7 protein-coding genes and 1 pseudogene are annotated in these 15,907 nt (G+C 71.5%); 3 read left to right on the plus strand and 5 right to left on the minus strand.

What is annotated here, in order from left to right; genetic code table 11:
• Both ACIP8W_RS29695 and ACIP8W_RS29700 read right to left on the minus strand, forming a co-directional pair.
• Positions 1-1,754: type I polyketide synthase (locus ACIP8W_RS29695; protein WP_402205422.1), on the minus strand; the 1,754-nt coding region annotated here is incomplete at its 3' end.
• A 131-nt stretch (positions 1,755-1,885) separates the two neighbouring features.
• The gene (locus ACIP8W_RS29700; protein WP_402205424.1) at positions 1,886-8,533 is read right to left on the minus strand and encodes a beta-ketoacyl synthase N-terminal-like domain-containing protein; all 6,648 of its coding nucleotides are present in this window, start codon (positions 8,531-8,533) and stop codon (positions 1,886-1,888) included.
• Positions 8,534-8,788: 255 nt separating this feature from the next.
• Here ACIP8W_RS29700 and ACIP8W_RS29705 point away from each other — a divergent pair, with 255 nt between their 5' ends.
• The 3 genes from ACIP8W_RS29705 to ACIP8W_RS29715 all read left to right on the plus strand — a co-directional run bounded on the left by ACIP8W_RS29705 (position 8,789) and on the right by ACIP8W_RS29715 (position 14,182).
• Positions 8,789-9,559 carry a thioesterase II family protein gene (locus ACIP8W_RS29705; RefSeq protein ID WP_401955883.1) on the plus strand — a complete coding sequence of 257 codons (771 nt, stop codon included), beginning with the start codon at positions 8,789-8,791 and terminating at the stop codon, positions 9,557-9,559.
• Between the two features lie 857 nt (positions 9,560-10,416).
• Positions 10,417-12,993, plus strand: coding sequence for a LuxR C-terminal-related transcriptional regulator (locus ACIP8W_RS29710; RefSeq protein WP_401955882.1), 2,577 nt, complete (start codon positions 10,417-10,419; stop codon positions 12,991-12,993).
• Between the two features lie 559 nt (positions 12,994-13,552).
• Positions 13,553-14,182 (plus strand): TetR family transcriptional regulator, encoded by a 630-nt coding sequence (locus ACIP8W_RS29715; RefSeq protein WP_401955881.1) that lies wholly within the window; start codon positions 13,553-13,555, stop codon positions 14,180-14,182.
• 16 nt (positions 14,183-14,198) lie between these two features.
• On the opposite strand, the pseudogene ACIP8W_RS29720 reads toward ACIP8W_RS29715, so the two are convergent.
• The 3 genes and pseudogenes from ACIP8W_RS29720 to ACIP8W_RS29730 form a co-directional block, all read right to left on the minus strand.
• Positions 14,199-14,929 (minus strand): annotated as a pseudogene (locus ACIP8W_RS29720) (proline racemase family protein).
• Between the two features lie 62 nt (positions 14,930-14,991).
• The gene (locus ACIP8W_RS29725) at positions 14,992-15,429 is read right to left on the minus strand and encodes an ATP-binding protein (RefSeq protein ID WP_402149868.1); all 438 of its coding nucleotides are present in this window, start codon (positions 15,427-15,429) and stop codon (positions 14,992-14,994) included.
• A 100-nt stretch (positions 15,430-15,529) separates the two neighbouring features.
• Entirely contained in the window at positions 15,530-15,871 is a 342-nt protein-coding gene (locus ACIP8W_RS29730) for an ArsR/SmtB family transcription factor (RefSeq protein ID WP_401955879.1), read from the minus strand.
• Between the last annotated feature and the right edge of the window lie 36 nt (positions 15,872-15,907).

A 15,907-nucleotide genomic window follows, 5' to 3' on the forward strand; every position in this document is an offset into this window, starting at 1 on the left:
AACACCGCACCCGGACCACCGACCCGACCCGACACCACACCCGCATCCGGACGACCCTCCGCCAACGCCGACACACCACGCAGCAGACCCCCACGCCCCTCCCCGACCACCACCGCCCGACACTCCAACGCCGCACGCGACGACACCAACGAGAACCCGACATCCTCGGGACACTCGCCCGGGCGTTCCCTGAGGTGGGTGAGGAGCTTGGTGGCCTGAGCGCGCAGGGCCGTCTCACCACGCGCCGAGAGCAGCCAGGGAACGGGCCGTACGGCACCGCTCCCCGCACGGGGAGCGGTCGCGTCGCGGGGACCGTCCGCGTCGCGGAGGATGTCCTCGTCGCCCTGTTCCAGAATGATGTGGGCGTTGGTGCCGCTGATCCCGAACGACGATACGGCCGCCCGACGCGGGCGGCCGGTCTCCGGCCACTTACGGGTCTCGGTCAGCAGTTCCACGTTCCCCGCCGACCAGTCCACCTGCCGGGTCGGCTCGTCCACATGCAGGGTGCGCGGCAGTACGCCGTGGCGCAGCGCCATGACCGTCTTGATCACACCGCCGACACCGGCAGCGGCCACCGTGTGGCCGATGTTGGACTTGATCGAGCCGACCCACAGCGGCCGGTCCTCGGGCCGCCCCCGGCCGTACGTCGCGAGCAGCGCCTGCGCCTCGATCGGGTCGCCGAGCCGGGTGCCCGTGCCGTGGGCCTCCACCGCGTCCACATCCGACGCGGCAAGGCCGGCGCTCGCCAACGCGTCTCGGATGACCCGCTGTTGGGAGGGACCGTTGGGGGCGGTCATGCCGTTGGAGGCGCCGTCCTGGTTCACCGCGGAGGCGCGGACGACCGCCAGGACCGGATGGCCGTTGCGGCGGGCGTCCGACAGCCGCTCGACCATGAGCACACCGACGCCCTCGCCCCAGCCGGTGCCGTCCGCCGCGTCGGCGAACGCCTTGCACCGGCCGTCCGAGGCCAGCCCGCCCTGCCGGGCGAACTCCGGGAAGATGCCCGGGGTGGACATGACGGTCACACCACCGGCGAGCGCGAAGTCGCACTCGCCGGACCGCAGCGCCTGCACGGCGAGGTGGAGGGAGACCAGGGAGGAGGAGCAGGCGGTGTCGACGGTCAGCGCCGGGCCCTCCAGACCGAGGGTGTACGCGACCCGCCCGGACATGACACTGCTGGTCATACCGGTGAGCGACGGGTTCTCCTCGGCGTCGCGGGCCATGGCCAGCAGCCCGACGAAGTCCTCCGATCCGCCGCCGAAGAAGACGCCCGTACGGCTGCCGCGCAGGGACGACGGGTCGATGCCCGCACGCTCCACCGCCTCCCACGACACCTCCAGCAACAGCCGCTGCTGCGGATCCATCGCCAGCGCCTCACGCGGCGAGATACCGAAGAACTCCGCGTCGAACCCGCCGACCCCCCGCAGGAACCCGCCCTCCAGGGTCTCCGAGGAGGCGATGCCGTCGGCCTGTTCGTACAGCTCCTCGATCGGCCAGCCCCGGTCCTCGGGGAAGCCGGAGATCGCGTCCACCCCGTCGGCCACCATGCGCCACAGATCGTCGGGCGACTCGACCCCGCCGGGGAACCGGCAGGCCATGCCGGTGACGGCGATCGGCTCACGGGCCTTGTCCTCCGTCTCCCGCAGCCGCTCGCGCAGTTCGCGGGCGTCGGCGATGGCCCGCTTGAGGTAGTCGCGGAGCTTGCTCTCCATGGCCGTACCGGGCGTATCCGGCGTGGCGGATGTGCTCGACATGCGTACGTCACTTCCTCGGGGGGGTCGTACCGGCTCTCCGGCCGATCGGGAGAGCCAGGTCAGGAAGGCTGGTGGTTCGGCGGGGGGATGGGGCGGGGGAACGGGGAGGGCCCGGGGGTGGGGTCAGGGGGTCACAGGCCGTCGTCGACCATGGCGAAGAGGTCGTCGTCGGTGGCCGTGTCGAGATCGCCGCCGGCGGTGGCGTCCTCCGGGGGCCGCCAGCTCTCCAGCAGTGTGCGCAGCCGGTCGTCGAGGTGTCCGCGCTCCGGGTCGTCCGCCGGGACCGCGCCGAGGGACCGGGCCAGGCTGTCGAGGACGGCCAGCGCCTGATCGACCGGTGATGCCTCGGGCGGGGAGAGTTCCGTCCCCAGCAGGGCGACCACCGCCTGGGGGGTGGGGTGGTCGAAGACCAGGGTGGCGGGCAGCCGCAGTCCGGTGGCGGCGCCGAGGCTGTTGCGCAGCTCCACCGCGGTCAGGGAGTCGAAGCCCAGTTCACGGAAGGTGCGTTGGGGGCCGAGGGCGTCGGAGGAGCCGTGTCCGAGGACGGTGGCGGTGTGGGTCTGTACGAGGTCGAGCAGCAGGCGTTCGCGCTCGGGGGCGGTCAGCGCGGCCAGCCGTTCGGCGAACGCGGGCGCGCCGTCGGCGCCCGGGGTGGCCGTGGCGGCGCGGCGCAGGACGGGTGCCCGTACCAGGCCGCGGAAGATCGGGGGCAGGGCGCCCGCCTCCGCCTGTTTGCGCAGTGCGGTGGTGTCGAGCGCGATGGGCGCGACCGCGTGGGTGTCCGCGCCCAGGGCCGTGTCGAACAGGGTGAGTCCGTGTTCCGGGGTCAGGGCGAGGAGCCCGGACCGGGCCATCCGGCGCTGGTCGGTGTCGCTGAGTCCGGCGGTCATGCCGCCGGACTGCTCCCAGGCGCCCCAGAGCAGTGAGGTGGCGGCGAGGCCCCGGTCCCGGCGATGCGCTGCCAGGGCGTCCAAGTAGGTGTTGGCGGCGGCGTAGTTGGCCTGACCCGGGTTTCCGGTGAATCCGGAGGCGGAGGAGAACAGGACGAACAGGGCCGGTTCGTGGCCGAGTTCCCGGGTGAGGGAGTCCAGATGGGCGGCGGCGTCGACCTTGGGCCGCAGGACACGGTGGAGTTGTTCGTCGCCGAGGCCCGCGGCCAGACCGTCGTCGAGGACGCCCGCGGCGTGCACGATCGCGGTCGGCGGCCGGTCGAGCCCGTCGAGTACGGCGCGCAGGGCCTCCCGGTCCGCGGTGTCACAGGCGACGGTGTCGATGTGTTCGGCACCCAACGCGCGGAGTTCGGAGTCGAGTTCGGCGGCTCCCGGGGCCGCCGGACCGCGGCGGCCGAGCAGCAGCAGACTGCGGGCACCGTACCGGGTGACGAGGTGCCGGGCGACGAGTCCGCCGAGGTTGCCGCCGGCCCCGGTGACGACGAAGGTGCCGTCGGGGTCGGGGCGCCGGGGCAGGGCGAGGACGGCCTTGCCGACCAGTTTGGCCTGGCTGAGCGCCCGGAAGGCGTCCCTGGCCCGGCGTATGTCCCAGACGGTCAGCGGCGGTGGGGTCAGGGCGCCCCGCTCGAAGAGGCCGAGGACCTCGGTGAGCATCTCGCGCATCCGGTCGGGCGACGCTTCCTGGAGGTCGTACGCCTGGTAGATGACGCCGGGGTGCGTGTCGGCGACGGCGGCGGGGTCGCGGATGTCGGTCTTGCCCATCTCCAGGAAGTGGCCGCCGTGGGGCAGCAGTCGTAGGCCCGCGTCGACGAACTCCCCTGCCAGACAGTCGAGTACGACGTCCATGCCCCGGCCGTCCGTGGTTCCGAGGAAGTGGGTGGCGAAGTCGAGGCTGCGGGAGTCCGCGGTGTGCGCGTCGTCGAGTCCCGCCGCGCGCAGCACCTCCCGTTTGGCGGTGCTGGCGGTGGCGTACACCTCGGCACCCAGGTGCCGGGCGAGCTGGACGGCCGCGGTGCCGACGCCTCCGGCGCCCGCGTGGACGAGTACCTTGTGGCCCGGACGTACGCCCGCGAGGTCCACCAGCCCGTAGTACGCGGTGAGATAGGCGATGGGGACGGCGGCGGCCTGTTCGAAGCTCCAGTTCCCGGGCATCGGCGCGAGCCAGCGATGGTCGGTGACCGCGACCGGCCCGAAGGCGGCGGGGGCCAGTCCGAGGACGCGGTCGCCGGGTGCCAGTCCTGATACGCCGGAGCCGACGTCGCTGACCACGCCCGCGAGTTCACCGCCGAGGCCGCGCATCCCGGGCACGAGGCCGAGGGCGACGACGACATCCCGGAAGTTCACCCCGGCGGCGCGTACGTCGACCCGTACCTGGCCGGGGCCGAGCGGTGCGGCGAGGCTGTCGGGAGCTGGGGCGAGCGCCAGGTCGTCGATGGTTCCGCTCTCCCCGACCCGGTCCAGCACCCAGGGGCCGGGCCCGGCGGGCGGGAGCAGCGCCGGATGGCCGGCGAGCGGGGTCAGGCGCGGCACGTGGACGGTGCCGGACCGCAGGGCCAGCCGGGGTTCGGGGAGGTCCAGGGCCGGGGGAAGGGCGGCGGCGGACCGGGGGTCGCCGTCCCAGTCGAGCACGGTGATCCGGTCGGGGTTCTCGTGCGCGGCGGAGCCGAGCAGCCCCCATACGGCGGCGGCGACCGGGTCGGGCGGGCCGTCCCGGTCGGTGACGTGGACGGCGTCGCGCAGCAGGACGACGAGCCGGGCGGCGGCGAAGGCGTCGTCGGCGATCCAGCGGCGGACGGTGTCGAGTGCCCGCTCCGTGGCGGTGTGTACGGCCACCACGGCGGTGGGGTCGCCGGGTTCGGTGCCGGGCGGCAGGGCCGCGTCCAGGTGTACGGCGACGCGGTCGACCGCGGTGGCGTCCACAGCGGACAGCTCCGGCCGGTACAACGCGCCGGGCAGGTCGGGCAGGTGGCCCCGGTCGCCCACCAGGACCCACCGCTGCGGCGCCCCGGTGGGCGCGGCCGGGGTCTCCACCGTTTCCCAGCCGGGCAGATGGAGTCCGTCCGCCGGTCCGGTGCCAGGTGTGGTGTCGGTGGCGAGGGTGGCGGGCGCGGCACGGACGGTCAGCGAGCGGACGGTCGCGACGGGGGTGCCGGTGGGGTCGGCGAGGGTGAGGGCGAGGCTGTCGGGCCCGGTGGGGGTGAGCCGTACGCGCAGTGCGGTGGCACCGGTCGCCCGCAGGGTCACCCCGTCCCAGACGAAGGGCAGCCGGCCCTCGCCTGGCGCGGCGGCGAAGGGTTCGCCCGCGAAGACGGCGGTGTGCAGGGCGGCGTCGGCGAGCGCCGGGTGCAGGGCGAAGGCCGTGGCGTCGGCCTCGACCCGCTCGGGCAGGGCGACTTCGGCGTATACGTCGGAGCCGTGGCGCCAGGCGCGGCGGACACCCTGGAAGGCGGGGCCGTAGGCGAAGCCCGCGGTGGCGAAGTCGTCGTACAGGGAGCCTGTTTCGAGCGGGGTGGCGTCGGCCGGTGGCCACGGTCCGGTGACCCCGGCAGGTTCGGCGGGCTCGGCGGATTCGCCGCCGAGGACTCCGTCGGCGTGCGGGGTCCACTCGTCGTCGGTGGCGGTCTCGGGCTGGGAGGCGACGCGGAAGGCGCGCCCGCCGTCGGTGCCGGGTTCGCCGATGACCACCTGGACGCGTACGCCGCCCGTGGCGGGCAGGATCAGCGGGGTACGCAGGATGAGTTCGCCGATGGTCAGCGTGGTGCGGGCCGAGGTGTCGAGCCGGGAGGCGGCGTGCAGGGCGAGTTCGACGAAGGCGGTGCCGGGGACGAGGACGGTGCCGCCCACCGCGTGGTCGGCGAGCCACGGGTGGGTGTCCACACCGAGGCGTCCGGCCAGCAGCAGGGTGCCCGTGCCGGCCACCGTGACCGCCGCGCCCAGCAGGGGGTGCCCGGCGGCGGGCAGCCCGGCGGCGCCCGCGGCCGCCGCGCCCGGCTTGGGGCGCAGCCAGTAGCGCCCGCGCTGGAAGGCGTACGTCGGCAGGGGCACCGGCCGGGCGTCCCGGCCCACGTAGAAGGCGGCCCAGTCGACCGGGACGCCACGGGTGTGCAGCCGGCCGAGGGCGGTCACCAGCGCGCGGGGCTCGGGCTGGCCACGGCGTTGGGCGGCCACCCGGAGCGGACCGTCCGCCGTGTCGGCGGAGTCGGCCATCGCCGTGAGCACGGCGTCCGGGCCGAGTTCGAACAGGACGGTGACACCCGCCTCCTCAAGGGTGCGGGTGAGGTCGTGGAAGCGGACGGTGTCCCGTACCTGACGGGCCCAGTAGTCGGGTGACGCCCACTGCTCGTCGTCCGGGACGGCGCCGGTCACACTGGAGACAACGGGAATGACCGGCGGGTGGAACTCCGTCTTCCGTACGATGTCGCGGAACTCGTCGAGCATGGGGTCCATCAGCGGCGAGTGGAAGGCGTGCGAGACGCGCAACCGCCGGGTGCGGCGGCCGATCCCGGCGAAGTGTTCGGCGACGGAGGCGACCGCGTCGGCCGTACCGGAGGCCACCACGGACCGCTCGCCGTTGACGGCGGCCAGGGCGACGGTGGTCTTCTGTCCCACGAGCAGCTGGGCGGCCTCCGCCTCGGTCGCCTCCAGGGCGACCATCGCGCCGCCCTCGGGGAGCGCCTGCATCAGCCGGCCCCGGGCAGCCACCAGCGCGCAGGCGTCGGGCAGTGTCAGCATGCCGGAGACATGGGCGGCGGCGAGTTCACCGATGGAGTGCCCGGCGACGTACCGGGGCCGTACGCCCCAGCTCTCGACCAGCCGGAACAGCGCGACCTCCATCGCGAAGGTCGCCGCCTGGGTGTACGCGGTCTCGTCCAGCAGCGCGGCGGGGCCGGTACCGGGCTCGGCGAACATCAGGGTGCGCAGGGGCTGTTCGAGGTGTCCGTCGAGTTCCGCGCAGACGGCGTCGAGGGCGCGCGCGTAGCCGGGGAACGTCGCGTACAGCTCCTGCCCCATGCCGGGCCGCTGGGCGCCCTGGCCGGTGAACAGGAAAGCGCAGACCTGGTCCCCGGCAAGGCCGGTCAGCACTCCGGGGGCCGGCTCCGCCGAGGCCAGCGCCGTGAGGGAGCGCGACAGTTCGTCACGGTCGGCCACGACGGCCACGGCCCGGTGTTCGAGGGCGGCGCGGGCGGTGGCGGTGGCGCGGCCGAGGCCGGACAGGTCCTGGCCGCCGGGCTCGGCGGTGAGGTGTTCACCCAGCCGCACGGCCTGGGCGCGCAGCGCTCCCGCGTCGCGGGCGGAGAGGAGGACGGGCACCACGGGCAGGGGGACGGCCCGGTCGGCGGCGGTCCCCGGGTCCGGCGCCACCGTGGCGGACGCGGCGATCGCGCCGGACTCCGGGGCCTCGCCGGCCGTACCGGGCGTCGTCGGCTGCCCGGACTCGCCGTCCACCGGGGCCTGCTCGATGATCACATGGGCGTTGGTGCCGCTCACACCGAACGACGAGACCGCGGCCCGCCGGGGCCGGCCGAGGTCCGGCCAGTCACGGGGCTCGCCGAGCAGCTCGACCGCGCCCTCGGCCCAGTCGACCTGCGGGGTCGCCTCGTCGACATGGAGCGTACGGGGCAGCCTTCCGTGCCGTATCGCCATCACCATCTTGATGACACCGGCGGCGCCCGCGGCGGCCTGGGTGTGCGCCAGGTTGGACTTGATCGAGCCCAGCCACAGCGGATGTCCGTCGGTCCGTTCCCGGCCGTACGTCGCGAGGAGGGCCTGCGCCTCGACGGGGTCGCCGAGCCGGGTGCCGGTGCCGTGCGCCTCGACAGCGTCCACATCGGCGGCGGTCAGCCGGGCGTTGGCCAGCGCCTGACGGATGACCCGCTGCTGGGAGGGGCCGTTGGGGGCGGTCAGGCCATTGCTGGCGCCGTCCTGGTTGACGGCGGTGCCCCGGACCACGGCGAGCACCTGGTGGCCGTGGCGCCGGGCGTCCGAGAGCCGCTCCACGACCAGCAGCGCGGCGCCCTCGCCCCAGCCGGTCCCGTCGGCGGCGCCCGCGAAGGACTTGCACCGGCCGTCGGCGGCCAGTCCGCCCTGCCGGGAGTTCTCGATGAACGTGGACGGGGTGGCCATGACGGTGACACCGCCGGCCAGCGCCAGATCACACTCACCGGCCCGCAGCGCCTGTGCCGCGAGGTGGAGTGTGACGAGCGAGGAGGAGCAGGCGGTGTCGACGGTGACGGCCGGACCCTCGAACCCGAAGGAGTAGGCCACCCGGCCGGAAACCACACTGCCCGCGATACCGGTGCTCAGGAAGCCCTGGACCTCGTCGGGCATGGTCGACAACTCGCCCGCGTAGTCGTGGTACATGAGTCCGGCGTACACACCGGTACGGCTGCCGACCAGGGTGCTCGCATCGATCCCGGTGTGCTCCAGCGCCTCCCATGCCACCTCCAGCAGCAGCCGCTGCTGGGGGTCCATGGCGAGCGCCTCACGAGGGGAGATACCGAAGAACCCGGCGTCGAACTCGGCCGCGTCGTGCAGGAACGCGCCTTCGCGCGCGTGGCTGGTGCCCGGTCGGTCGGGGTCGGGGGCGAACAGGGCGTCGAAGTCCCAGCCCCGGTCGTCCGGCATGACGCCCACCGCGTCCCGTCCCTCGTCCACCAGCCGCCACAGCTCGTCGGGGCCGGTCACCCCGCCGGGGAACCGGCACCCGATCCCGACGATCGCGATGGGTTCGCTGCCTGCGTCTTCCAGCTGTTTGAGTCGTCTGTGCGCCTTGCGCAGATCACCCGTCATACGGCGGATGTACTCGACGAGCCGTGCTTCGTCCGTCACTGGAGCCCCTGGATGGTCGGAGTCCTGCGGATACCGCCGGGGAGCGGGAACAGCCGCCGGGGGAGACAGCACACCGAGCAGCCCTGGGGTATTTGGGAATTTAAGTAGACGAGGTCACCACCGCATCCCGACACCCCTGACCTCGGCACCGTGCACAGTAGGGGGGTGGGATCAGGGGCTCTCGGAAGCCCGGACCGCGCCGGTCTGCTGTTAGCCTCCGAAAACAGTCACCCCCCGAGAGATCCGGAGACGGACGTGACCGCGCACAGCGAGGACGGGGATCTGTGGATCCGCCGTTACCACCCCACTCAGGACAGCGACATACGGCTGTTGTGCCTTCCGCATGCCGGCGGTTCGGCAAGTTTCTATTTTCCGGTCTCCGCGGCCCTCGCGCCCCGGACCGAGGTTCTGGCCGTGCAGTACCCGGGCCGCCAGGACCGGCGCCTGGAGCCATGCGTCCCGAGCCTCCCCGAACTGGCCGACCGGCTGCTGCCGCTGGTCCTGAACGAGTGGTCCGACCGGCCACTGGCCCTGTTCGGACACAGCATGGGCGCGTCGCTCGCCTTCGAACTGGCCGGCCTGCTGGAGAAGGCCGGGGTCGAGCCGGTGATGCTGTTCGCCTCGGGCAGGCGGGCTCCGTCCCGTTTCCGCGTCGAGGAGGATGTGCACACACGCGGCGACGAGGCCCTGCTCGCCGAGGTCAAGCGGCTGGCCGGCACCGACACCCGGATCCTCGGCGACGACGAGATGCTGCGCATGGTGCTGCCCGCGCTCCGCGCCGACTACCGCGCCGCCGAGCTGTACCGCCCGGAGCGGGTGCACCAGGTGAACTGTCCGGTGACGGCGCTGGTGGGCGATGACGACCCCAAGGCATCGCTGGACGACGTACGCGTGTGGCAGGAGCACACGCGCGGCGACTTCGCCATGGAGGTGTACCCCGGAGGCCACTTCTACCTCACCGAGCAGGCGCCCGCGGTGCTCCGCCGGATCACAGAGGCACTGACCGGCACGACAACCAACCACTGACACCCCCGCGCCGCCCCGGCCCGCCGTCGCGGACCGGGGCGGCGCGCCCGGGAGGGGTATCCGCACGAGAGCCCGTGCCCGTCAGCACGAGAGCCCGTGCCCGTACGAGCGGGGTCCATGCCCGTACGAGCGGGTCCATGCCCCTTCGTACGACCGTCCGCGCCCGTACGAGCGGTCGCGCGGAGCGTCCGAACGGCCGTTCCACCCCTCCCCAGGCCCTTCCAGCTCACATTGTGAGATGAACCACGCCCCCGCTCACCGACCGGGCGCCCCCCTGTACGGACAGTAAAAACCCCAGGTCACACGCCCTGCAGAGCCCCTCCGGTGGTTACCGGAGGGGCTCTCCTCGTATTCCTCCCGCCGTTCCATCAATTGGAGAGGTATGTATGGAGGGACGTTCTCCGGATATCTTTCCCGGTGAAGCCTGCCCCTCAAGGGGCCGCAGGGTGCCTTGTTGTACATGAGGGTGACAGCTGCCCGGGAAGAAGCGTCGGTGAGTACACGCCCAAGATCCAATCCCCCTGGGCATGGCGACGCAACGGTTTCTCTACGTTTGTCCACGCCAAACGCAAAGAATTTCCCGATAAGGTTGCCCAATGGCAGGACATTCAGTGATCATTTAGCAGCAGCAAAGCACTCCCCCACCCCCCTCAGATGAAAAAGCGGACCGAGTCATATTCCGCCGGACTCATCAAATATTTCCGGCCCTCGCCCCGAGCCAAAAACAGCACCACTCCCGGCGGGCCGCGTGTGATGCGATTGGAGCTTTGAAGAAAATGGCTCTCATTGATCGAAATACAGAACTCAGTTTACTCAAGTCATTGCTGGCCGAATGCGAATCGAACGGTGCCACGACCGTGGTCATCGAAGGCGGCGCCGGCTGTGGAAAGAGCAACCTTCTGGAAGATTTCGTTCAGCACGCGCGGCTGCGTGATGCCGTCGTCGTGGACGCCCGGGATCTGGGATTCGATTACGTACCGCGCGTCAGCACGATGAATTCGACGGCCACCGTCGAGTTCCAGGAATTCTGTACCCGCCTGGAGACCCTGGCCGGCCAGGCGCAGGTCGTCATCACCCTCGACGACCTCCAGGACCTCGACAGCCTCAGCTGGCGCTGGCTGCTGGAAGCCACCCGGAGCAGGCTGCGGGCCAGCAAGCTGATGCTGGTCCTCGTACAGCGGTCGCTCGGCGGATCGCTCGGCCCCGACTTCCACTTCGAACTGCTGCGTCAGCCGAACCTCCGCCGCGTCAGGCTGCTGCCCCTGTCCCGGCAGCAGGTCGCGGGGATGATCACGGCCCTCAACCAGACGGCGGAGACGGACCCGTACCCCGAGGACGTCTACCGGCTGAGCGGGGGCAACCCCCTGCTCATCCGAGCCCTGCTGGAGGAATGGCGGACCCGTGGCGGCGGCTGCGCGCAGGCGCCCTGGCCCGCGCCCGGCGGGCTGTACGCACAGGCCGTGCGCGGCTGTGTCCACGGCAACGACCCGTCCGTGGTCGCCATCGCCACCGGTATCGCCATCCTGGGCGAGTCCTCGGGACCCGATCTGCTCGCCCGGCTGCTGGACCGTACGACCACCGAGACCGCCCAGGGCATCCGCGCGCTGAGCGCGGCGGGGCTGGTCAACGAATGGCACTTCCGCCACTCCGTGGTGAACTGCGCGATCCTGGAGACCATCGGCCCCAGGCACCGCGCGGAGCTGCGCCACCGGGCCGCGAAACTGCTGAGCCGGACCGGCGCGGACAGTCGCACGGTCGCCCGCCATCTCCTGGACGCGGGCTCGGCCGACCAGCCGTGGCAGATCACCGCCCTGCGCCACGCCGCCGACGAAGCCCTGGAATCCGATGACGCGGAACAGGCCGACGCCTGCCTCTCCCTGGCGCACGACGCCTCCGCCGACCCCTGGGAACGCGCCCGTCTCCGGCTCAAACGCGCGCTGGTGATGTGGCGTACCGATCTCTTCGCCGTCGAGGGGCAGTACCTCAACGGCTACCGGGACCAACAGGACCTGGGCGAGGAGCGGGATCCCGCAGATACGTATCTGCTCGCCCAGCTGCTGATCGGGCACGGACGGATGGAGGAGGGCTGGGAACTCCTGCGGGAGAGCCGGGCCGCCACAGCCGATCTGCGCGACGTCGACAACGCGGATCTGCTCTCCACCGCGTGGCCGTGGTTCTTCTATCCCGGCCGCGGCGCGCCCGGGGCCTGGCTGGCCGGAATCCGCAGCCTGGGGCAGGAGAGCCCGGTGCCGCCCGCCGGGAACTCCGCCGGGGGCCATGACGCCTCCCATTCGGAGAAGCTGCTGCGGGCCACTCCCCTGACCGATATGACCCTCAGCCTGGTCCTGTCCGAACTGGACACGCTGGTCCGCGGCGGCCGGCAGGATCTGGCGGGCGTCTGGTGCGAGCGTTTCCTCAATGACGCGGTCGCCCGGGGCATCCGCGGCTGGCAGCAGCTGTTCGCCGCGCTGCGGGCGACCATCTCCCTGCGCCAGGGAATGCTGAACGAGGCGGAGCGCTTCGCGTTGATGTCCCTGGACACCAGCGCGGAGTGGTCGAGCACCTATCTCTACGGCGGTCCGGTCTCCGTCCTGATCCATGTCTACACCGAGATGGGGCGGTACAAGGACGCCGCCCGGCTACTGGACAGGACACCGCCGGAGGCCCTGTTCAAGAGCGTGCACGGGCTGGTGTACCTGCGGGCCAGGGGGCATTACTCGCTGGCGATCAACCGGCCGCATCTCGCGCTCTCCGACTTCCTCGGCATCGGACGCCATATCGAGTACTGGGGCCTGGAGGAGTCGACGGAGCTGCCCTGGCGGGTCGACGCCGCCGAAGCCTGGCTCCGGCTCGACAACCCCGTGCAGGCACGGCTGCTGCTGACGGCCCATGACGCGGTGGCCGACCACGGCGACCCCAAAGCGGCCGGTACGACGCTGTACGCCCGCGCGCTCCTCGCCGAGCCGGCCGAGCGGCTGAGGCTGCTGCGCGGCGCCGTCGAACGACTGCGGGAGGCCGGGAACCGGCTGCAACTGGCCAAGACCCTGGTCGAGCTGGCCGCTGTCCACCGGAGCCTGGGACAGTCCAGCCGCGCCGATCTCGCCCTGCGCAACGCGGGACAGATCGCCGGCGACTGCGGCGCCCAGTCCCTGCTGGAGCGGATCACACCGCTCCAGCAGAGCCGGAAGCTCCCTCCGGAATCCCGCTGGCAGGAGAGCAACGAAGCCGATCCCGGAGCGAAGCTCAGCGATTCCGAACGCAGGGTGGCGGTCCTGGCCGGCCGGGGCCTTACCAACCGGGAAATATCGGCCGAACTTTACATCACCATGAGTACGGTGGAACAACATCTGACCCGGGTCTACCGAAAACTCGACATCGCCTCCCGCCAGGAAATTCCCATCGATATCCAAATCGAACTGCCACAGACCGTGTGATCTCCCTCGGGGAGATGAGCCGGCCACCACCGGAACCCACCCGCACCGAAAGACAGAAAGGTGGTCCGGAAAGGGCGACCCTCACCAGCCCTCTCCTTCCCAACATTTCCATCCCGGTCGCACGGGCCATATCACGCCCTGTTCGGCGGCCACCGCCGAAACGCCCGCGAAAATACCCGGAAGGAAGTTACGGAGCACATCACACGGACCCTCACGGCGGGCCGTCGGCCGCAATGGCAGGCGGCCCGCCGACGTCCGACCGACCCTCCGTCCATTCCGTGGCCATGACATACATGCGCACCACTCGCGCCTTCCATCCGCCTCGATTACTCGAAAATGTGTGACGGATTACAGAAGAATATCCGCTTACACATTTTCTTCACAAGCAACCCCTTCGCAACAAAGCTACGCGCCCCCGCCACGGACACCCCCTATTGGCCCAGTCCAACAAGAAATTCCCCCGCCGGACCGGACCAATCGGACCCTCGCGACACACCTCGGTAACGTTTTGCCGAAAAAGCAACCTTGCCCAATCTGCACATTTGCTACGGTGATCGGCATGACACCGGAAGACAATGCCCGTATGGGGCTGCGGGAGCGCAAGAAGCGGGAGACCCGCGTCGCGCTGAGCCAGGCCACGATCCTGCTGTGCGTCCAGCGCGGCTGGGACAACGTGACGGTGGAGGACATCGCCGCCGCCGCGAACGTGTCCGTACGCACCTTCCGCAACTACTTCTCCAGCAAGGCCGAGGCCATCGCCGCCGGCCATCTGGAACGCATGCTGCGAATCGCCGACGAACTGCGCACGCGCCCGGCCGCCGAGCCCCTGTGGGACTCCATCACCGGTGCCGTACAGGCCCAGTTCGTGCCGCAGGGCGAAACCGGCGCGGTGACCTCCCACGATCAGCGCTGGACCGACGGGCTCCGGCTCATGCTGGCCGAACCCGCGCTCCACGGGGAGATCGTCAAGGCGAACGCGGCCGCGCAGCAGGAGCTGACCCTGGCCGTCGCCGAGCGTACCGGCACCGATCCGGCCCGTGATGTGTATCCGAGGCTGGTCGCCTCCGTGGTCGGGGCCGGCAGCGCCGCGGCCGTGGAGCACTGTCTGCGCGCGAATCCGTCCACCCCTCTCGCCCCGGTGCTGCGCGAGGTGTTCGACCAGATCGCCGCGGGCCTTCCCACTCCCTGACGTACCAGGGGGCACATCACAGCGTGAAGCCCTCGGGGAAGGGGTCGGCCGGGTCGTAGTGGTACGGGCGGTGCCGGTGATCCAGGCGCGGCCGGTGACGGTGGGCGTCACGGTGGCGCGGCCGGCGAGTTCGCCCCGCGCGACCAGCCGGCCGGTGAAGTGCGTACCGATGAACGATTCGTTGTCGAAGGAGATGCCGAGGGCGTCGAGTTCGACGATCGCGCAGAAGTTGCCGCCGAAGGCCATGTCGTACGCGATATCGCCCCACGGACCGGCCGTGACGGTCCGGTCCAGCCCGAGCGCGAACGACGGCACATTGCTCAGGGTGACCGAGGCCGCGGCGCGGTCCTCCACCCGTACCTCCACCGTGACCGGCCCGGCCGGGGTGTCGAGACGGAGCGTGGTGACCGGTTCCACGACCTCGACCATGCCGGTCTCGACCAGCACGGTGGCGACGCCGATGGTGCCGTGTCCGCACATGGACAGACAGCCCGAGGCCTCGATGAAGAGCACCCCGTAGTCCGCGTCGGGGCGGGTGGGCGGTTGCAGGATGGCGCCGCTCATCGCCGCGTGTCCGCGCGGCTCGTTCATCAGGAACGTACGGATGTGGTCGAGGTGTTCGACGAAATGACGACGCCGGTCGGACATGGTGGCGCCGCGAATCACACCGACACCACCGGTGATGACCCGGGTGGGCATGCCCTCGGTACGGGAGTCGACCGCGTGGAAGACCCAGTTGCTGCGCACGCGGCTACCGGCGGGCCAGAAGGACGCCACGTACGCCGTGTACGCCTCGAAGGCGCCGGATGTCATGTCGGTGTTTCCAACGGCAGGGTGATCCAGATGCTCTTGCCCCCACCGTCGCCGTCCTCGCGTACGACCGCGCTGCCGCCCAGCCCCAAGGTCACTTCCATGACGGTGGCGAGCCCGTTCCCGACGGGTCCCGCACCCACCGTACCGAGGGAGGGCCGGTGGGGATGGCGGTCGTGGACGGCGAAGGCGAAGGTGTCGCGGCCCGCCGCGTAGATGACGGTGAGGTTCGGGGAGAGCGCGGCGGCGTGCCGGACACTGTTGGTGACCAGCTCGTCCAGGATCAGCAGGGCCGCGCCGACGGCGGGGTGGCGGAGGCTGATGCCCCACTCGGCCAGGACCTGTTCCGTGGTCTCGCGCGTCATCCGCAGCGCGGACGGCATCGCGGGCAGGGTCAGCACATGCCGGTAGGGCAGGGAGCCGTACGGAGCGGCCATCACACTCCCCCGCCGAGGGCCACACGCGCGAAGTCCGTACGGACGGATGCCGCGGGCAACAGGGAACGTACCCGGCCCCGGAGGCCGGCGGGCGCCGCGCTCATCGCGATACGCCCTCGGCTTCCCGCAACTGCGCCAGCAGCTCGCTCTGTCCGGCCAGCATCACCGTCAGGATCCGCCGCGCGGCCCGCATCAGCTCCGCCACATCGCCGCCCGCCAGTTCGTACACCACCGTCGCGCCCTCCCGCCGGGAGGAGACGATCCCCGACCGGCGCAGCACCGCCAGTTGCTGTGACAGCGACGACGGCTCCACCTCGATCACGGCGAGCAACTCCCTTACGGGCAGCGGCCCGTCCTGGAGCAGCTCCAGTACGCGGATACGTACCGGATGCCCGAGCATCCGGAAGAACTCCGCCTTGGCCTCGTACAACGGAACCGGCACAGCCCCCGACCCTTCCCACCGCCTCCGGGCACGGAG

The organism is Streptomyces sp. NPDC088554, assembly GCF_044752945.1.
Classification (GTDB): Bacteria; Actinomycetota; Actinomycetes; order Streptomycetales; family Streptomycetaceae; genus Streptomyces.